Raw genomic sequence first — 19,317 nt, 5'->3', positions numbered from 1 at the left:
ATAGACACTCAGAAGTACTAAAAGCATCCTAAGTACGTTTACATATCAAAACCTCAAACAATTACCAGATGAAAAAAGTTCAATTTTTTGGAAAGTATACGGGCATGATCCTGTTAACTGCGCTCCTGGCTATAGGCTGTAGTAAGGATAATGATACTCCGGCCTTGCCTGAAGAGCAGCTTTCACCAGAAGATTTAGAAACTGTAATGGAATCCAGCGAGTATACAGGTGCTGTCGATGCTGTTTTAACTGATATCTTTACCGATGAAGGTAATAGTGGCAAATCAGCAAAGAGCAATGAGTGCTACCAGGTAGAATATACAGAAACAGGGTACATGGTTACATTCAACAATTGTGTACTGAACGGTACTGATAATGCCAACGGAACCCTGGAGATGACATTTGACAGGACCACGAACAGTAAATCGTTCACTGCGATCTTTACCGACTTCTATGTTGGTGAAATAAAAGTTAACGGTAGAAGAACGTATACCATGATCGACCACGAGGACCAGTCTAAATTCTGTTTCTCTGTGACCAGCGAAATGAGTGTTGTCCTGGAAGACGGTTCTGAAATAACAGAAGAAGGTACCCGTACACTTACCCTTACCCTGGGTGAGAGTTTTGAGACCACGACCATTGAGATCAGTGGTGAATGGACGGTGACGGCAGATGGTCATACCTATTCGGTAACTATCCCGGAAGGAATAGTGGGTAACCTCGGATGTGAATATTTTGTGAGCGGAGCAATGACCCTGGATAAGAATGGTCTTATTGTTGTGGTGGACTTCGGTGACGGGGAATGTGATAATATCGCCACCCTGATCTACCCGAATGGTGCGACCCAGGAAATAGAACTGGATTAAAATACAGACCTTTCTAAAATATGATCCCTGTTGTTTAATAGCAACAGGGATTTTTTTTTGTCCTTTTCACGTTTCTTCAAGTTGCAGCCATCGCTCTATTTACCCAGTATATATGCCCTTAATTAATCCTTAAATCCCGTGGAAACACATCATAAGTATCTCATTTAATTGAGGTTATCTGGTAAAACAAAAACAAAAAAATGCTATCTTAATGGAGCGCTTTCTGGCCAATAAACCATTACTCGACCAAAAACCATCCATTATGAAAGTATACGACGATAAACACATTAAAAATGTGGTTTTCGTAGGGGCACATTCCAGTGGTAAAACCACCCTCGCAGAAACCATGTTATTTGAAGCAGGCCTGCTGAACAGAAGAGGGACAGTAGAACAGGGGAACACAGTTTCTGATTACCATGAAATAGAACAACAGCGGGGCACATCGGTCTTCGCCACTCCCCTGCACACCGAATGGAGAAACTATAAGATCAATATTATTGATACCCCCGGCCTGGATGATTTTGTGGGGGAGATCATTTCATCCATAAGGGTAGCGGATACAATTGTGACCGTACTTAACGCCCAACAAGGCGTGGAAATCGGGACAGAGATCATCTGGAATTACATCGACACTTATAATAAACCGACCGTATTCGTGGTCAACCAGATAGATCACATCAATGCTAATTATGAAAAGAGTATCCGGAGCATCAAAGACCTGGTGGGAAACAACACAGTGATCATCCAGTATCCCATCGTGATAGACGGGGCCCAGTGTATCGTGGATGTACTGAAGATGAAGTGTTATAAATTCCCCGAAGAGGGCGGTAAACCGGAAAAATTACCAATTCCCGGGGATCAAAAAGAAAAGGCTGATCACCTGCATAATGAATTGGTAGAAAAAGCGGCAGAGAACGATGAAGCCCTAATGGAACTATTCTTCGACAAGGGCACCCTGAACGAAGATGAAATGAGACAAGGTATAAAGGCCGGGATGCTGAATCATGAACTCTTCCCGGTCTTTTGCGTTTCGGCCCTTAAGGATATGGGCAGTGGAAGGTTAATGGGATTTATAGACAATGTAGCCCCGGCAGCAGCGGACCTGCCACCGGAACAAACCGTTGAGGGAGATCTGCTTGAACGTAAGAAAGATAGTCCCGCCACCTTGTTCGTTTTTAAAACCCTTTACCAACCTAACCTGGGACAGATTACATTTTTTAAAGTAAAATCCGGTGTACTTCGTGTAAATGACAAGATGGAGAACTCCAGGAATGGAGAAACCGAGATCCTGAACCAGCTATTTATCATGGATGGCAAAAAGCGAGAACCGGTAAACCGGCTGGAAGTGGGAGACATCGGCGCAACCCTTAAGCTGAAGCACACCGAAACTAATGATACCCTCTATACGCCCGGTCATCCTGCAACCATTAAACCTATTCAGTATCCCCAGCCCAGGACGCGGAAATCCATCAGCGCTGAGAAGCAACAGGACGAAGAAAAACTGTCTGACGCTTTGCGTAAACTTCACAGCCAGGACCCGACAGTGGTTGTAAAATATTCCACTGAATTAAAGCAATTGATCCTGGGTTGCCAGGGAGAACTTCACCTGGCCACAATTCAGTGGCAACTAGAACATGTGTATGGCGTAACAGCTGTATTTGAAGCCCCGAAGATCGCTTACAGGGAAACGATACAGAGGTCGGCTGCTGCCACCTATCGTCACAAAAAACAGTCGGGCGGTGCCGGGCAATTCGGGGAGGTACATCTAAAAATAGAACCCTGGACAGAGGGGATGGATGAACCCCAGGGCTTTAATATTCGTGGAAAGGAAGAAATAGATCTTCCGTGGGGAGGCAAGCTGGTATTCTATAACTGTATCGTGGGAGGGGTTATCGATTCACGGTATTTACCATCGATCAGGAAGGGAATCCTGGAAGTGATGGAAACCGGTCCGCTAACCGGGTCCTATATCCGGGATGTAAGAGTGATGGTCTATGACGGTAAAATGCACCCGGTAGATTCGAACGACATCTCTTTTAAGATCGCCGGGGCTCATGCCTTTAAGGAAGCTTTCCTGAATGCGAAACCAAAACTGCTGGAACCCATACAGGAATTAACGGTAAAAGTACCGGAAGAAATGGTCGGAAGTGTCATGACCGACCTGCAGTCAAGGCGCTCCATCATTCAGGGGATAGATAGTATAGACCAATACCAGATCCTTAAATGTGCCGTACCGGAGGCAGAGTTGTTCGGGTATTCCACTAATCTGAGATCACTGACACAAGGGAAGGCTACCTTTAAATCAGCTTTTTCATCTTTTAAAGCGGTACCTAATAACATACAGGCATCATTGACCAGCGCTGTGAGTTAATTACCTATATTTAGAGAAACTAACCTGAAAGTATATGTATTATGTTATAGTTGCCCTGCAGGTCATTGTAGGATTGAGCCTTCTCAATGTCTGGCTGGTACAGTACAATAAACCGACAAAATACAGGGGTGGCGATGCCCAGAATATCCTGGAAGAATTTAAGATTTACGGGCTCCCTGAATGGTCCTGCTATGTGGTGGGAACGATCAAGGTAATGCTTGCTCTTCTGTTGATCGCGGGAATCTGGTTCCCTGCCCTGAAGCAACCGGCGGCGCTTGGGCTGGCAATTCTGCTCGCCGGATCAATCCTCATGCATGTTAAGATCAAAGATCCGCTTATTAAGTCGTTCCCGGCAGCCCTTTTCCTGCTGATGTGCCTGGTAATTGCCTTCTATGGATAGCCAGAATACTCCGCTTTTAGAAAGTGATAAAAACGGTTCTTGTCTAAAATCCTAAAGCACAGGTATCACCTGTGTGATGTTTAGACGACAATCCTGGCACTTCTGTTAATTAAGAATATTTTAACAGGAATTACATCTTTCCCGGCCCATGTTCTCTTGCAGGATGGGAAGCTATTTAATTATCTTACAGGCTTAAACAAATACTATACAAACAATGAACAAAATGCGAAAAAACTACTTTTTTGCCATTCTCTTTATGACAATCCTGATCGCCATGACAGCAAGCGCTCAGGATTCCGTCATTTATAAGGGATTGGAATTCCGTTCCCTTGGTCCTGCTACCACCTCGGGGCGTATTGCAGACATTGCCATTCATCCCCAGGATGAAAATACCTGGTATATCGGGGTAGGCTCCGGGGGTGTATGGAAAACCACCAATGCAGGCACCACCTGGAAACCTATTTTTGACGACCAGTCTACCTACTCGATTGGCTGTGTGACTATCGATCCGAATAATCCGAGTACCGTCTGGGTCGGGACCGGTGAAAATGTTGGTGGTAGGCACGTCGCTTTCGGAGATGGAATATTTGTCAGCCATGATGGGGGCAGTACGTGGAAGAACATGGGACTTAAAAAATCTGAACACCTATCCAAGATCATCGTTCACCCTGAAAATTCAGATGTGATCTGGGTTGCTTCCCAGGGTCCTTTATGGAGTAAAGGGGGCGAACGTGGTCTATATAAATCCACAGACGGTGGTAAAACATGGAACAGGACACTGGGTAACAGCGAATGGACCGGGGTAACCGACATAGCCATGGACCCAACCAACCCTGATGTTTTATATGCAGCTACCTGGGACAGGCACAGGACGGTTGACAAGTACCTTGGAGGCGGACCCGGATCCGGTCTTCATAAAAGTATGGACGGGGGCGAAACCTGGACTGAACTGAAGAACGGAATACCTAATGCCAACCTTGGTAAAATTGGATTGGCGATCTCTCCCTTTGATTCCCAGACCATCTATGCAGCCATTGAACTGGAGCGCCTTAAAGGCGGAGTATTCATCTCACGTGACGGGGGAGCTTCCTGGAGTAAACAGTCTGATGCAGTATCCGGCGGTACCGGCCCTCACTACTACCAGGAGTTATACGCCTCTCCGCACCAGGAAGGGCGTCTCTACCTGATGAACAACTATGTGCTTATTTCTGATGACCACGGGAAGAATTTCTCCCGTATGAACGAAGACAAAAAACACGTGGACAGTCATGCAATGGCCTTTAAGAAATCGGACCCGGATTATGTACTGTTCGGAACCGACGGAGGGCTGTATGAATCTTATGACCTAACAGAGACCTGGAGGTATTTCCCAAACCTCCCGATCACCCAGTATTACAAAGTAGCAGTAGATGATGCGAAACCCTTTTACCATATTTACGGGGGAACCCAGGATAACGGGTCTCACGGGGGACCATCACAAACTACAAGCGAAGGGGGGATCACCAATTTTGACTGGTGGAAAACCCTAGGTGCAGACGGCCACCAATCTGCCACCGAGCCTGGAAATCCGGACATTACCTACGGGGAATTCCAGCAGGGAGTTTTATGGCGGATCGACCAGAAAACCGGGGAGACGGTTTATATACAGCCCCAGCCCGGTCCCGGAGAGCCACACGAACGTTTTAACTGGGATGCTCCTATTTTGGTAAGTCCACATAAACCCTCCAGGATCTATTTCGGTTCTTACCGCGTATGGAAGTCAGAGAACAGGGGGGATGAATGGACTGCTGTTTCCGGAGACCTGACCCGTAATGAAGAACGCATGGAACTTCCTATCATGGGGAAAAAACAGAGCTGGGACAACGCCTGGGATGTAAATGCGATGTCTGAATACAATACCATTACTTCCCTGTCAGAATCGCCGGTTAAAGAAGGAGTACTCTATGCAGGAACAGACGACGGGATGTTGTCAGTATCTGAAGACGGAGGTAATAACTGGAGGAAGATCATGCTAGGAAATATTAAAGGGGTGCCAGCGAGGGCTTTTGTAAACGATGTCCGGGCAGATCTCTTTGATGCAGCAACCGTGTACCTTGTATTGGATAATCACAAAGAGGGCGACTATCGCCCCTTCTTACTGAAGAGTACAGATACAGGACGCAGCTGGACCATGATCAATGGTAACCTGCCCAATCGTTTACTCACCTGGAGGATAGTGCAGGATCATAAGGATAAGAACCTGTTATTTGCTGCTACGGAGTACGGTATCTATATGACCAAGGACGGGGGCCGTAGCTGGATTCAGCTTAAAGACGGACTTCCTACGATCGCGTTCCGTGATATCACCATCCAACGCGATGAGGACGACCTGGTAGCCGCTTCTTTTGGCCGTGGGTTTTACGTATTGGACAATATCAGTCCGCTGAGATCCATGAATCCTTCAATGGCTAAAGAAACCCATTTATTCCCTGTAAACACAGCTCATTTATACGTGCAGCGAGACGGCATGGATAGCCAGGGGAATACACATTATACCGGCGACAACCCTCCTTTCGGGGCAGTAATCACCTACTACCTGCCGGAAAAACTGAAAACCCTTAAAGATGAGCGGCAGGAGAAAGAGAAAGCGATGACCAAGTCAGGGAACGATATTCCCTTCCCTGGATGGGACGCTCTGGCGGAAGAGACTAACCAACAAAAGCCGGAGTTAGTTCTTACTATTCGGGATGATAAGGGCAATGTGATCAATACGGTCACCGGAACGAATAAAAAAGGTTTTAACCGCGTTGCCTGGGATCTGCGGCATGCAGATCGTTCCGGGGTATCCCTGGAAGAACCCAGCGGCAATGTAAACCGATGGAACCGCCGTTCCTATTACGTTACCCCGGGAACCTATAATGTAACCTTATCCCAGTGGGTAGACGGATCCCTGCAACAGTTGGCGGGACCTGAAAGTTTCGAGGTGGTCCCCCTGGCAGAAGGAGCCCTTCCAGGCAAGTCCAAGGAAGAGATCGAGGCATATCGTGAAAAGCTGACGAATTTCCAGCAGGAAATGTACGCGGTAAGAAATACCCTGAAAGAAAGTACAGCCAAAGTGTCTGCGATGAAGCGGGCTCTTGATACTGCCAAAAAGCCAAATGCAGAACTATACAGCCGCATTTATGAGGCAGGGAAGGAGTTGCAGGCTTTACAGACGATCATGGAGGGTAATGCCGCCAAAAATGAAATTGGAGACAGGAACCCACCTTCACCAGGGGAGGCACTGAGTGCTGCATCCAGGGGATTGTCTAATACTTATGGACCTACAGCGAATCACAATAAAGCCCTGAACAGGGGAATTTCACAGCTGAATTCTGTTGAGAATCGTTTAAAGACAATGGTTAATACTACGCTGCCTGCACTGGAAGCGGATCTAAAAGCAGCCGGCGCCCCGGTAATTGAAGGGCAAGGGCTGATCGATTAAGGTTTAGCAACAGCTGGTTTAAAAAGGGTCTGTTCCTCCCCGGGAACAGGCCCTTTTTTATGCCATCAGCTATTCCTTTGAACACATATTTGGTGGATAAGGGTACCGGCCTGGCCCCGAATAACTTTATTTTTGTGGATATCCGGATTAATTATGGCAATACTAGGGAATATTATCAAAGGAGTGATCGAGGTAAAGGATGCCTTTACGACGGAACCTGACCCGGTCGCGGAGCAGCGAGAGGTTTTGCGGGAATTACTGCATACCGCCAGGGACACAGCCTTTGGGCAGCATTATAATTTTGAAAAAATTCTGCAGTCCAAAGATATGACCAAAGCTTTTGCAGAAACCATCCCGTTCTACGATTACAATACCTTGTACGAGCGTTGGTGGCAGCGGCAACTCGATGGTGAACCCGATATTACCTGGCCGGGAAAGAGCACTTATTTTGCCCTGAGCTCCGGCACCACCGGGAAGACCAGTAAAAGGATTCCGGTAACTGATAATATGATAGAGGCCATAAGGCAAGCTGGTATCAAGCAGGTCTTCTCCCTGAGCAACTTTGAATTCCCTGCAGATTTCTTTGAAAAAGAGATCCTGATGCTGGGAAGTTCTACGGATCTGCAGGAAAAAGAAGGCCGTCTGGAAGGAGAGATCAGTGGTATCAGTGCCAGTAATATTCCGTTCTGGTTCAGGAAATACTACAAACCCGGAGAAGAAATAGCGGCTATTGATGACTGGGATAAACGTGTTGCACGGATAGCGGAGAAGGCTGCTGAATGGGATATTGGTGCATTGAGTGGAATCCCTTCGTGGATAGAGCTGATGTTGGAAAAGGTTATTGAAAAGCACAAGCTGAACCATATCCATGAGATCTGGCCAAACCTGCAGGTATATACTTCCGGGGGGGTGGCTTTCGGACCCTACGAAAAAAGCTTCCGAGCCCTGATGGGTAAACCTGTAACGGTAATTGATACCTACCTGGCATCCGAAGGTTTTATCGCCTTCCAGTCGCGCCCGGGAACCAATGCTATGAAGCTAATTACGGACAACGGTATATACTTTGAATTTGTTCCCTTTGAGCCGGAATATATTTTACAGGATGGATCGATCACCCAGGATGCTCCCTGTCTGGATTTGTCCGAGGTAGAGGAAGGTAAAGATTATGTCTTAATTATCAGTACGGTATCAGGGGCCTGGCGTTACCTAATAGGGGACACCATTGCTTTCACAGACCGGGAACGGGCGGAGATCATTATCACGGGCAGGACTAAATTTTTCCTCAATACGGTAGGTTCGCAATTGTCTGTCAATAAACTGGATGACGCCTTAAAGCACCTTGAAGAGACGCTGGAATTGAAAATTCCCGAATACACCTTGTGTGCAAAACGCTATCCGGATGGGTTCTACCACAGCTGGTACCTGGGAACTTCAACTTCCATGGATCCCGGCAGAATTGCGAAAGAATTAGATGATTACCTGAAAGAGGCCAATAAGAACTACAGGGTGGCACGTTCAAAAGCTCTGGAGGGGGTAAAAGTGCATTGTATTGATCCATCAGTGTTTTATGAATGGAATGCCCGGAACAAGAAAAAAGGAGGGCAGGTAAAGATGGAACGTGTGATGGGAGAGGAAAAATTTGAGGATTGGGAAAACTTCGTCAAGACAGAAATAACTCCTTAATGGCTCATCAACTTTCATTATTGCGTGCTGCCACCATTTCCATGATCTCTTCCGGACTCAGGTAGAACTTCTTGATACGATTCTTATACTGGGGTGAGATGGCGGCGTGGTTCAGAATAAATTCCTTTGTTTTTAAGATATAGTGCTCCATCCCGTTGGCTACGGCAAAAGCGTCTGCTGTACGTTCTGCGGCTTTTATTGAATTGGAGAAAAAGAGGTACCTGAACCCGAACCAAAGTAGGTTCAGACCAGACCTGTGGGTATAATCCAGGATATGTCCCAGTTCATGTCCGAGCCACCCTATCATGATCTCGGACGGAATATCCCTAGTTCTGAATTCCTGCCCGGAGATCTTGAACCGGTTGCTGATCAGTACATAATATTTCCGTTTCTTTCTGCTGCCTAAGATGGTCTTAAAATCAGGCTGTGCCTGCATGGTCGATTTCCTTATATTTTCCTTGAATTTAAAGGTGATATGCGTTTCTGAAAGGGTAGGGTAATATGAGAGGGCTTTGCGTGCCTCCTGCTCAATACTTCGGGGAACCTGGTGGTACCCGGAAATTTTTACTTGTTCCATTTTTTAAAGATAAAAGCAAGGGAGTAAAAATTGAAAGAGGCCACTCTGGCTGGTGGCCTCTTTCCTTATTCTATCAAAACAAATTATTTTGAATTAACGATAAACGCGTGAATTACCCCGGGCAACCAGCCCAGTAACGTCAGTAACAGATTGATAAGGAATGTACCTCCCAGTCCGTGTTTCAGAAAAACTGCTAGTGGTGGTAAAAGAAGGTTTAATATAATAGTTAATAAAGACATATTTTGTTTGTTTTAGTATTCTCTCCTAATATGCTAATTCCCCGTAAATTATGCGGGTTCCATCAATTTTATAATTAGTCCATTCCATAGAAAAGCATCTTTCCACCGGACTTCCTGCAGGTTTAAGAAAGCTTCACTAAAAATTAATAAAAATCGTATTTTTAGTAATCAAACTGCCTCTTATGAAAAATGTAGTTTTAAAATCCTGCGCGACAGTGTTTTTATTAGTATTCGCCATTGTCGGTTGTAAACAAGAGAAAAAAGAAAATCAGCCTGCCGGGCAAACAGAAGAAGTTAACCTGGAAGCCAGGACGCTCCGCTACAGTACAGACTCCACAGAGATGACAGGATACCTGGTATATAATTCGGACATCGAAGGAAAACGTCCCGGGATCCTGGTGGTACACGAGTGGTGGGGGCATAATGAATACACCCGCAAAAGGGCAGATATGCTGGCTGAAGAAGGTTATACAGCTATGGCCATCGACATGTACGGGGACGGGAAGCAGGCGAAGCACCCGGATGATGCCGCCAAGTTTTCTGGCATGGTTATGCAGAACCGGGAGCTTGCAGAAGCCCGTTTTGATGCCGCCATGGAAATCCTGAAGAAAGACCCTTCTGTAGATCCGGATAAGATCGCGGCCATTGGATATTGTTTTGGGGGCAGCGTGGTATTAACCATGGCCAATGCAGGGAAAGACCTCGCAGCAGTAGCTGCATTCCATAGTGGGGTAGAATTACCGGTAATGCCCAACGAAGATCTAAAGGCCAGGGTCCTGGTGGCCAATGGCGGGGCAGATCCATTTATCAGCAAAGAATCCGTCACCAGGTTCAGGAAGGCTATGGATAGTATCGGAGCAGATTATACGTATATCAATTATGAGGATGCCAAGCATGCCTTTACCAGTAAGGGAGCGGATTCGCTGGGCCGTAAATTTGATCTGCCACTTGCCTATGATAAAAAAGCAGACCAGGAGTCGTGGAAGGCCTTACTAGAATTCTTAAATAAAACATTTAATTAAAGCCTATATATAATTGATTATTAACATTATAATTTATATAATATGAAATTTATCAGGAGAGCTAAAGCCCATTGGAAAGGAAGTGGAATGGAGGGCTCGGGTACGCTGACCACCCAGAGTAATGTGCTCAAGGATACGCCCTATTCCTTCCACACCCGGTTTAAGGATGAAGTGGGAACCAATCCGGAAGAACTGGTCGGGGCAGCTCATTCAGGCTGCTTTGCCATGCAGCTCAGTTTTATGCTCGGCGAAGAGGGATATTCCCCCGAATCATTGGAAGTTGATTCAAAGATCACTTTTGAAGACGGGAATGTAACCCACAGTACACTAACGCTTAAAGGCAAAGTACCCGGGATAGGGAAGGAGGATTTTGAAAAACTGGCCAATAAGGCAAAAGATATCTGCCCGATTTCCAAACTGCTTAAAGCGGAGATCGTCCTGGAAAGCAAGTTGAAGAATTAAAAGAGGAGATTGCATTTATGAAGAAGTAATCCTCAAGTGCTTTAACCTTTTTCATTTGCTAAAGAGGTTTCCAGGGCTGTGGGTAATTCAAATATCTTTAAACCAAAATATGGGGTGGCGGCTATCAGGTGATCAAAGATATCTGCCATGATATATTCGTAATTTTCCCATCTTTTGTCCGTACTGAAGGCATATATTTCTATGGGGATTCCTTGGGATGTTGGCGCCATCTGCCTGCACATCAGGGTCATTTTCTTATTGATGGCCGAATGGTGCTCCAGGTAGGTTTCTGCGTATTTCCGGAATAACCCCAGGTTGGTCAGGTTGCGGCCATTGATGGCCAAAGTCTTATCAGCCTTATGATCTGCGTTATGTTGGTCTATCTTCTCTGTTCGCTGGGTAATATAGGCAGATATCAATTGGATTTTCTTTAATGACTCCACTTCTTCGGGCTTCAGGAACCTCACACTCCGCTGTTGCAGGATGATGGCTCTCTTTATCCTTCTTCCACCGGACTCACGCATCCCTCTCCAGTTCTGAAAGGAATCAGCGATCAGGGAGTAGGTCGGGATCGTGGTAATGGTCATATCAAAATTCTGAACCTTTACCGTAGCGAGGTTTATTTCTATTACGTATCCATCTGCACCGAACTTCTCAAACGTGATCCAGTCCCCGATACGCACCATATCGTTGGCACTTACCTGTATACTGGCGACAAGCCCCAGGATGGTATCCTTGAAGATGAGCAGTATAATGGCAGAGGCTGCACCGAAACTGGCAAAGAATTTCCAGAGTGTACTGCCGGTGATCAGGGCAATGATCATGAGCAAACCGGTAACCCAGGCAAAGATCATGAACACCTGGATATAACTGTCAATAGGTTTATCGCGAAACCTGGGAAGGGTTTTGAGGTAATCTTTGATACTCGCCAGTACTCTTTTTACAATGCGCAGTATCAGGATTACCGCCAATACCTGGAAAAACTTCAACGCCCAGTAACCAATTGTGGGGTAATCTACAAAGATCCATTTCACCATTTCCAGCATAAAGACCAGTGGCGGTAAATGAGCAACCCCGCGTGGCACCCGGTTGGTCACCAGGAAATTATCAAAATTAGTGCGGCTGCGTCTCGCAATATTAATAGCTATGTAACGGAGGATCTTCCAGATAATATAATCCATCGCCAGGGCCAGCAGGATGGCAACCACCAGTAAGGTTGCACTATTGAGCAGGTGAGCAGCATACTCACTCATACCCAGCTCAAGGAAATAATCATACAGGAAATGCACGAATCCATTGTCCATAGAAGGAAATTTTTGGACAAAAATACAGTAAAATAGTGGTTCCGGGGCTCCAGAAGCCCTTTAGTCTGCTCGCATGCTGCCATACTTCATAAAGCTATAATGAACCTTTGCTAATTCATTCGCGCTACCCGGACAATTTTCATGGCTATTCATCCCTGTCCGGCCTTCTTATTCTATCAAAAGACGTAACTCTGGCAGGTAACATTTAAAATTCTGGAGTATGAAATCGAAGGTATTAGTATTGGCGTTACTCATGGCATTTGGCCTGATAGCACAAAAAAAGAAGAATGGCACCGTGTATATTGAGCATCCGGCTATAAACACGGTCAGTGAACTTAACGATGCATGGGTAAAAGGAGATTCTGCAAAGATATCCATGCTCCTGGCTGATGATTTTAAATCGTACAATGGGATAAATACCAATAAAGAAGCCAAAGGTGGCAGTAAAGAAAGGTTTATCAATGGTTTAAAATGGTGGCATGAGAATTTTAACCACCTGAGTATTGAACCAACTTCCGGAGCCTATCCGGATGCTATCGAGTATGCCGACAGTGGAATGTGGGTGCAATCCTGGGATCATATGAAAGGGGTTCATAAGACAACCGGGGTAAAACTGGATATGCCGGTTCATCGGTTGTATCAGATGAATGACGAGGGTAAGGTGAAAACGATCATTAACTATACCAACACTATGCCTTTCAGAGAAATATGGACCAGTGAAAAGGATCTTGTTAACGGAACCATTTATAAGAATCACGAAAACATCAATACGGTAAGAAAGATGATCCATGCGATGGAATTCGGGCAATTCGATGAGGCTTACAGTTATTTCAGTCCGGATGCCCGGTTCAGGGACCTCGAGATGCCAGCCGGGAAGACTATGAGCCTGGAGGAAGACAAGGAATGGACCAAGAAATTCCTGGAGGATTTTGAAATCAGGAGTATCGATGTCCGTGGGTACCCAGATTACCTGGAGTACGACCTGGGCGATCAGAAAGACGTTCTTTCCTGGTGGAATTTCTACCTGCTAAGGAAATCAGATCAAAAAAAGATCACATTTCCGGTGATGTTCATTCATGGTTTTAACGATGAAGGTAAGATCACAGACAGCATGGCATACTACAGCAGTGCGGTTCTGAAAGAAGCCGGTGATAAGTCTGCTACAGCATCTGAATAGGACTTAATACTGTTAAGTTTATGTAAAACCCCCGGATTTAGCGGGGGTTTATTCGTTAAGCCGGTCAATATTTCCTAGTTTTGCCCTTTATAACAGGATTGAAAATAAGATAATTAAGTTTAGATGAGTAAAGTAAAAGAGAACGACACAGTACTGGTACATTACACCGGAAAATTAGAGAACGGTCAGGTTTTTGACAGTTCTGAAGGAAGAGATCCTCTTGAAATTCAGTTGGGTCAGGGAATGTTGATTCCGGGTTTTGAAGAAGGACTGATCGATATGGAGGTCAACGAAAAGAAGACTGTTACTGTACCACAGGACAAAGCTTACGGAGATGTTCGTAAAGAACTTTTCCAGGAAGTACAGAAATCAGAACTGCCTCAGGAAATAGAGCCGGAAGTAGGGATGGGCCTTATGGCACAGAATCCTGACGGTTCCCAGCGCCAGCTGAGGGTGGCAGAAGTACACGATGAGCACATCGTTATTGATGCTAACCATCCTTTAGCAGGACACAATCTGGTTTTTGACCTGGAGGTTGTAGAGATCAAAGGATAATCTGCGGGAATTTGATTCCCATATACAGTATAAAAACCACCTTGAAAAGGGTGGTTTTTTTGTGCTTAAAACTCTCATTGACAATTATTTAATGCCTAATTGTAACAGCAATACGACTTTATCAAAATTTTATGAGAGTGAATTTTGAAATGTGTTAATATTGCGCTAGTTTTTTATAAACTCAAATACTCTATGCTAAAACGAATTTCTTTTATAATCGCTGCTCTCTGCATGGTACAACTGTCTCTGGCACAGCCAACTCTGCCTATAGCTAAATCTGAAGAGGTTAAGCCTTTGACAGAATTGCACAGTGAAAAACTAAGGAAATTATTAAAGACTGAATTGTGCAATAACCCGACATGGAAGCGGCTGATCAACAACAAGAAAATGACCGTGGGTCTTGTCGATCTTTCGGATCTGAACAACGTTCGTTATGCAGGGATCAACGACGACCATATGATGTATGCGGCAAGTCTGCCGAAGATCGCTATTCTCCTGGCAGCCATGGATGCCATGGAAGAGGGAGTCCTCGAGGAAACCCCCGAGGTTATAGAGGACCTTACCTTAATGATCAGGAAATCCAATAACCAGGCATCTACCCGGATGATAGATCGCTTAGGATACGACCGTATAGAAGCCACTTTACGTAATCCCAAGTATAAACTATATGATGAAGAGGAGGGAGGCGGACTCTGGGTTGGCAAGCGCTATGCTGCAGGCGGACTAAGACATCCGGAACCGATGAAAGGGCTCAGCCATGCAGCAACTACCAGGCAGGTGAGTAACTTCTATTATATGCTGGCCATGGGGGAATTGGTAAGCAAGGAGCGTTCCGAGCAGATGCTCGAGATTATGGTAGACCCCGGGTTGCATCATAAATTCGTAAATACCCTGGATCGAATCGCACCTAAAGCAAAGCTATACCGGAAATCAGGCTCCTGGCGTAATTATCACTCAGATTCTGCCCTGGTCTGGGGACCTAACAGGAGGTATATCATCGTTGTACTAGTCGATGATGCCTATGGTGAACAAATTATGAGGAGAGTGGTGCGGCCTCTTGAAAATGTTATCAAAAAAAGCCATCAATTATAAGTACTTTTGAGCAGACCTAATGTGCCGGTATGCTCAAAACTACCTTAAAAAAACTTTTCCTGCTCAGGGACGGGGAATTCAGGGTGTCACTGCTGATGCAGCTGTATATCTTCCTGATCATCACCGTACTCCTGATCGTTAAACCCACGGTAAACGCTCTCTTTCTTTCGGAACTTGGGGCTGCTTACCTGCCTTACGGATATATGCTTACTGCCCTGATAGCGATGGGCAGTTTCTACTTTTACAGCAAAGCGGTAAATTATTTTTCGCTCAGGTCTATCATATATTCCACACTTGTCTTTTTTTCAGCCTGCTTTATTTTACTGAGCCTGCTGATCCACTTTAAACTGATCAATACCTTTGCGCTTTTTGCTTACTATATCAGTGTATCCCTGTTCGCGGTACTTACCACCTCCCAGTTCTGGTTGTTCGCAAACATGGTCTATAATTCCAGGGAAGCCAAAAGGTTATTCGGCTTTATAGGGGCCGGGGCGATCTCGGGTGGTATTATCGGCGGGTACCTGACGTCGATTATCGCTTCAAGCTTAGGGAATAAGTTCGCCATTCTTCTCTCTGCTGTACTACTGTTGATCTGTATTCCGATCTTACACAATGTATGGCGATTACGAATTTCCAAATTAAACCTGTACACCCGGAAACAGCGGACCAGCGCTAAGACTGTGCAGGATTCACCTGCCTATAAACTGATCCTGGACTCCAAGCACCTTTCTAACCTGGCCGGGATCGTAGCCGTTGGTGTTATCGTTGCAAAGCTGGTCGATTTTCAATTCAGTGATTATGCCAATAAACTTATCCCTGACCCGGATGATCTGGCCTCTTTCTTTGGATTCTGGTTCTCCACGTTCAATGTCCTTGCCCTGTTGATACAGTTGTTACTGACGACCCGGATCATGGATCGTCTCGGCGTTGCCAGTACACTTTTGCTCATGCCTTTGGCCCTGGCCCTGGGGAGCTTGCTTTTCCTTACTTTCCCGGAACTATGGGTACTGGTGCTGCTCAAAGGTATAGATGGTAGTTTTAAACAATCCGTTTACAAAGCAGCCTTAGAGCTTTCTATTATGCCTGTCCCGTTCCAGGTGAAAAACCAGGCCAAGTCTTATATCGATGTGGTTGTAGACAGCATATCAGGTGGGGTAGCGGGGCTTTTATTGTATTTCGTGATCCGTAAAATGGAAATAGATACGATCTATATTACCATCCTGATCCTGCTTTTCTTATTTGCCTGGATCGTGCTTATCTACAGGCTCAGGGAGGCGTATTTTGATTCGTTCCGCAGAAACCTTAAAAGTTCAATTGACCCTGTCAATAAGGATAAGAAAGGCGATAGGGGAGCGGCCACCCTCAGGCATGCCAGGGATATCCTGACTAAAGGTTCAGAGGAAGAGATCCTTACCCTGTTAGACAAGCTTGATAACTACAGGTTAAAAGCGCTCCAGGCCGATATCATCGCGCTATTATACCACCCAGACAGCAGGGTGAAGACAAAGACCCTGAAGCTGTTGCATTTTTACGATAAAGGTACCGCTTCAAAAAAAGTGATGGGCTTACTGGAACTGGAAGACCGGGATGTAGTCGTGGCAGCTATGGAGTATATCCTGGATAATACACATATCAATGATGTGTATGTATTTAACACCTACCTGGACCACACCCAGGCCCAGATCGCTGATGCAGCCCTTCTGTGCCTGGCACAGGAAGCGACCAATAATGAGAAACTCGGGGCGAGATACCAACTATCAGAACGGATCAGCCAGCGGATCAATACGATACAACATACCCCTTCGCCCTCTGCACATTACCTTTCCGATACCCTGTTGATAATAGGTTTTGCTGGCCTTCCTCAGTTTTATCCGTTTATAGCGGAACAGCTGAATAACCCGGAGGATACGGTGGTCAAAAAAGCTATAAAAGCTGCCGGACTAACAGCAGATCAAAGATTTATTGAACCGCTGCTCCATACACTCAAAGAGAAGAAATTCAGGAAATCCGGTATCAGGGCTCTGAAAAACTATGGCCAGGAAATCTCCAGGACATTGTATTCGATGGCGGAACAGGAGTTGCTGGAAGACCAGGTTAAGCCTTACCTGCCCGAGGTTATCGGGGCTTTCCACAATCAGCATTCTGTTAATACCTTATTGAGGTTATTAAAGAACAGGGATGTTCGCACCCGTCTGGCATCAGCAAAGCACCTGAGAAAGCTGAAATTATCCAATCCTAAATTACGGTTCCCCGACAGACAGATAAGCCGGTATATTATCAGGGAGAGCAAATACTATAAGAATACAATATGGTCTTTGAACACGATCAACGCCACATTGAACACAGCCCAGGGTGAAGACCCGGGCAGTGCGGGGGAAACCCTGGACCTGCATATCGCCCGGGAGGAACTACTACAGATCTTATATCAGCAGTTAGACCTCAGTTTTCAAGCAATCTTTGAATTACTAAGTATTAAGTATCATCATGCGGATATAGAGGTGGCTTACTATGGTATAAAAAGTCAGAAAGAAGATACCGTGCACAATGCACTGGAATTCCTGGATAACCTGTTGCATAATCGGCTCAAAGGTGCCATACTTCCTTTGTTGGAATACAGGATCCTCGAAAATCCTGATCAGCAGGATGCTATGCCCGCCCTTAAGAAGATGGATGAATATAAGTGTATCAACATGCTGGTGGCTAATCGCGGCAAACGGATCAAAATGACCTGCCTGCGGATCATTCATGAACTCGGCGACCCCAAATACAGGAAGATCGTAAGGAAATTAACCTATCACAAAAACCCGGAAGTCAGTGAACTGGCCAAGCGGGTCCTGCACCGCCTGGCGCTTAAACCGAAATCAGTGTAAGATCCTGTCTATAGCCGTAGCCAGGTACATATGTTCACCTGCAGAGTTCTTGTTCAGTACATTGGTCATCAGGCAGACGATATACCGGGTTCCATCCGGATGTTCAACCAGGATGACCGAATTCATATAATTGAAAACATTCCCTGCATATTCCCCACAATCCGGATTTTTCTTCCGGTCACACTTGTAAAAACTGCCGGATTTAAAATATACCGCGGCATCGTTAAGCCTGGGGGAGTGAGCGTAGCGTATACGCCTGTCTGTCAGGTATAATATCCGTTTCATTTCAAGACTGGAGGGAGCGTCAATGGCCAATCCCTGTTCCATTTTCAACATAAATTTCATTAGCCCGACCGGGGTACCGATACTGCCGCCTTTACGACTAACATATTTGTCTGGCCCATTGGTGAAAAATCCCCCTAATCGCCATTCATCTTCTGTAATTCCCATTTTCCGGAGCGGTTCATTGACGACCTGATGAGACAAGTTGGTCAGTGAATCCCGGGGAGTTTCCTTAAAGAACTTCTCTGCCTGTTCCGGGGTCAGGGTCAGGTAATCCTCACCAAGGGCGGCCATCAACAGGGCTTCCCGGTAGACTACACTTGCAGCACCGTTGTTACTTACAGAGACCATATGATCTGCCCATTCAAATAACGAGAACTCGTCCTCAGCCCTGACCGTGCGCCTGGTAAGCTGATTGGTCTGGGGATTGTATATCGGAACCGTATGGTGATCCCCTGTCCCCCATATTCCGGATTTAACCCTGCGGTTCCTCATCAGTGCAATCCGTTGTTCAAAATCTTCGGGGCATAATTTGGCCAGCTGGTCAAAGAGGGCGATAAGCACGGCCAATTTCCCCACACTACCGGGTTGATACCCAATCTCTTCCCTGTAGGCCGCATAACGGAGAGAATCAGGGTTGGTGATATCCATGACCGTTGCGGAATATCCTTTCCCGGGAAAGAGCTTGTTGATCTTTTCGGCAAAACTTCTGTCTTCGGTCAGTAAATTCTCCATGGGGTCATCCCGCCTCGAGAGCAGGTTCAGACGGATATCCTCTACCCCCAGGTATGCCCCCTTGGGTATCCGGGTATAGGGTATACTGTCTTCCTGGAATTTCCGGATCTGCAGTAATCGAGTGATCCCGCTCCGGTTATAACCGTCTATGGGATACAGGAACAGTCCCAGGGAAGTGAGTATAAAGAATGTGGTGATAAACAGGAAATTAGTACGCAT

General features: G+C 45.8%; 15 protein-coding genes. 11 read left to right on the top strand and 4 right to left on the bottom strand.

Going from position 1 to position 19,317, the window contains the following annotated elements:
* Window positions 1-68: 68 nt before the first annotated feature.
* The 5 genes from CLV82_RS10305 (at window position 69) to CLV82_RS10285 (ending at window position 8,783) form a co-directional block, all read left to right on the top strand.
* A complete protein-coding gene (locus CLV82_RS10305) occupies window positions 69-866 on the top strand; it encodes a hypothetical protein (protein WP_133644217.1) in 798 nt (265 codons plus the stop codon).
* A 262-nt stretch (window positions 867-1,128) separates the two neighbouring features.
* On the top strand, window positions 1,129-3,237 hold the full coding sequence (locus CLV82_RS10300) for an elongation factor G (RefSeq protein ID WP_133644519.1): 2,109 nt from the start codon (window positions 1,129-1,131) through the stop codon (window positions 3,235-3,237).
* 34 nt (window positions 3,238-3,271) lie between these two features.
* Window positions 3,272-3,637, top strand: a complete 366-nt coding sequence (locus tag CLV82_RS10295; RefSeq protein ID WP_133644216.1) for a DoxX family protein — start codon at window positions 3,272-3,274, stop codon at window positions 3,635-3,637.
* Between the two features lie 223 nt (window positions 3,638-3,860).
* Entirely contained in the window at window positions 3,861-7,100 is a 3,240-nt protein-coding gene (locus CLV82_RS10290; protein WP_133644215.1) for a sialidase family protein, read from the top strand.
* Between the two features lie 153 nt (window positions 7,101-7,253).
* Window positions 7,254-8,783: a GH3 family domain-containing protein gene (locus CLV82_RS10285; protein WP_133644214.1), complete on the top strand. Its 1,530-nt coding sequence runs from the start codon at window positions 7,254-7,256 to the stop codon at window positions 8,781-8,783.
* Window positions 8,784-8,790: 7 nt separating this feature from the next.
* Here the strand turns inward: CLV82_RS10285 and CLV82_RS10280 are convergent, their stop codons facing one another.
* Both CLV82_RS10280 and CLV82_RS10275 read right to left on the bottom strand, forming a co-directional pair.
* Window positions 8,791-9,360, bottom strand: a complete 570-nt coding sequence (locus tag CLV82_RS10280) for a hypothetical protein (RefSeq protein WP_133644213.1) — start codon at window positions 9,358-9,360, stop codon at window positions 8,791-8,793.
* Between the two features lie 83 nt (window positions 9,361-9,443).
* Window positions 9,444-9,599 (bottom strand): YqaE/Pmp3 family membrane protein, encoded by a 156-nt coding sequence (locus CLV82_RS10275; RefSeq protein WP_133644212.1) that lies wholly within the window; start codon window positions 9,597-9,599, stop codon window positions 9,444-9,446.
* Between the two features lie 182 nt (window positions 9,600-9,781).
* Here CLV82_RS10275 and CLV82_RS10270 point away from each other — a divergent pair, with 182 nt between their 5' ends.
* Both CLV82_RS10270 and CLV82_RS10265 read left to right on the top strand, forming a co-directional pair.
* On the top strand, window positions 9,782-10,621 hold the full coding sequence (locus CLV82_RS10270) for a dienelactone hydrolase family protein (protein WP_133644211.1): 840 nt from the start codon (window positions 9,782-9,784) through the stop codon (window positions 10,619-10,621).
* 42 nt (window positions 10,622-10,663) lie between these two features.
* Window positions 10,664-11,083 (top strand): OsmC family protein, encoded by a 420-nt coding sequence (locus CLV82_RS10265; protein WP_133644210.1) that lies wholly within the window; start codon window positions 10,664-10,666, stop codon window positions 11,081-11,083.
* A 41-nt stretch (window positions 11,084-11,124) separates the two neighbouring features.
* Here the strand turns inward: CLV82_RS10265 and CLV82_RS10260 are convergent, their stop codons facing one another.
* Window positions 11,125-12,387, bottom strand: a complete 1,263-nt coding sequence (locus tag CLV82_RS10260) for a mechanosensitive ion channel family protein (protein WP_133644209.1) — start codon at window positions 12,385-12,387, stop codon at window positions 11,125-11,127.
* A gap of 220 nt (window positions 12,388-12,607) precedes the next feature.
* Here CLV82_RS10260 and CLV82_RS10255 point away from each other — a divergent pair, with 220 nt between their 5' ends.
* From CLV82_RS10255 to CLV82_RS10240, 4 genes are all read left to right on the top strand, one after another.
* Entirely contained in the window at window positions 12,608-13,564 is a 957-nt protein-coding gene (locus tag CLV82_RS10255) for a nuclear transport factor 2 family protein (protein WP_133644208.1), read from the top strand.
* A gap of 123 nt (window positions 13,565-13,687) precedes the next feature.
* Window positions 13,688-14,119 (top strand): FKBP-type peptidyl-prolyl cis-trans isomerase, encoded by a 432-nt coding sequence (locus tag CLV82_RS10250; protein WP_133644207.1) that lies wholly within the window; start codon window positions 13,688-13,690, stop codon window positions 14,117-14,119.
* Between the two features lie 192 nt (window positions 14,120-14,311).
* Window positions 14,312-15,211 (top strand): serine hydrolase, encoded by a 900-nt coding sequence (locus CLV82_RS10245; RefSeq protein ID WP_133644206.1) that lies wholly within the window; start codon window positions 14,312-14,314, stop codon window positions 15,209-15,211.
* Between the two features lie 29 nt (window positions 15,212-15,240).
* Window positions 15,241-18,081 carry an Npt1/Npt2 family nucleotide transporter gene (locus tag CLV82_RS10240; protein WP_133644205.1) on the top strand — a complete coding sequence of 947 codons (2,841 nt, stop codon included), beginning with the start codon at window positions 15,241-15,243 and terminating at the stop codon, window positions 18,079-18,081.
* On the opposite strand, the gene CLV82_RS10235 is transcribed toward CLV82_RS10240, so the two are convergent.
* On the bottom strand, window positions 18,073-19,317 hold the full coding sequence (locus tag CLV82_RS10235; RefSeq protein WP_133644204.1) for a serine hydrolase: 1,245 nt from the start codon (window positions 19,315-19,317) through the stop codon (window positions 18,073-18,075). The genes CLV82_RS10240 and CLV82_RS10235 overlap by 9 nt on opposite strands.

The sequence above is a fragment of the Zeaxanthinibacter enoshimensis genome (assembly GCF_004362865.1).
Classification (GTDB): Bacteria; Bacteroidota; Bacteroidia; order Flavobacteriales; family Flavobacteriaceae; genus Zeaxanthinibacter; species Zeaxanthinibacter enoshimensis.
This window is presented reverse-complemented; position numbering and strand designations above follow the sequence as displayed.

Coding starts and splice junctions, on each gene's coding strand:
- CLV82_RS10300 (WP_133644519.1), top strand. CDS start 1,129: ATGAAAGTATACGACGATAAACACATTAAAAATGTGGTTTTCGTAGGG.
- CLV82_RS10235 (WP_133644204.1), bottom strand. CDS start 19,317: ATGCGTACTAATTTCCTGTTTATCACCACATTCTTTATACTCACTTCC.
- CLV82_RS10270 (WP_133644211.1), top strand. CDS start 9,782: ATGAAAAATGTAGTTTTAAAATCCTGCGCGACAGTGTTTTTATTAGTA.
- CLV82_RS10275 (WP_133644212.1), bottom strand. CDS start 9,599: ATGTCTTTATTAACTATTATATTAAACCTTCTTTTACCACCACTAGCA.
- CLV82_RS10265 (WP_133644210.1), top strand. CDS start 10,664: ATGAAATTTATCAGGAGAGCTAAAGCCCATTGGAAAGGAAGTGGAATG.
- CLV82_RS10240 (WP_133644205.1), top strand. CDS start 15,241: ATGCTCAAAACTACCTTAAAAAAACTTTTCCTGCTCAGGGACGGGGAA.
- CLV82_RS10285 (WP_133644214.1), top strand. CDS start 7,254: ATGGCAATACTAGGGAATATTATCAAAGGAGTGATCGAGGTAAAGGAT.
- CLV82_RS10295 (WP_133644216.1), top strand. CDS start 3,272: ATGTATTATGTTATAGTTGCCCTGCAGGTCATTGTAGGATTGAGCCTT.
- CLV82_RS10260 (WP_133644209.1), bottom strand. CDS start 12,387: ATGGACAATGGATTCGTGCATTTCCTGTATGATTATTTCCTTGAGCTG.
- CLV82_RS10245 (WP_133644206.1), top strand. CDS start 14,312: ATGCTAAAACGAATTTCTTTTATAATCGCTGCTCTCTGCATGGTACAA.
- CLV82_RS10250 (WP_133644207.1), top strand. CDS start 13,688: ATGAGTAAAGTAAAAGAGAACGACACAGTACTGGTACATTACACCGGA.
- CLV82_RS10290 (WP_133644215.1), top strand. CDS start 3,861: ATGCGAAAAAACTACTTTTTTGCCATTCTCTTTATGACAATCCTGATC.
- CLV82_RS10305 (WP_133644217.1), top strand. CDS start 69: ATGAAAAAAGTTCAATTTTTTGGAAAGTATACGGGCATGATCCTGTTA.
- CLV82_RS10280 (WP_133644213.1), bottom strand. CDS start 9,360: ATGGAACAAGTAAAAATTTCCGGGTACCACCAGGTTCCCCGAAGTATT.
- CLV82_RS10255 (WP_133644208.1), top strand. CDS start 12,608: ATGAAATCGAAGGTATTAGTATTGGCGTTACTCATGGCATTTGGCCTG.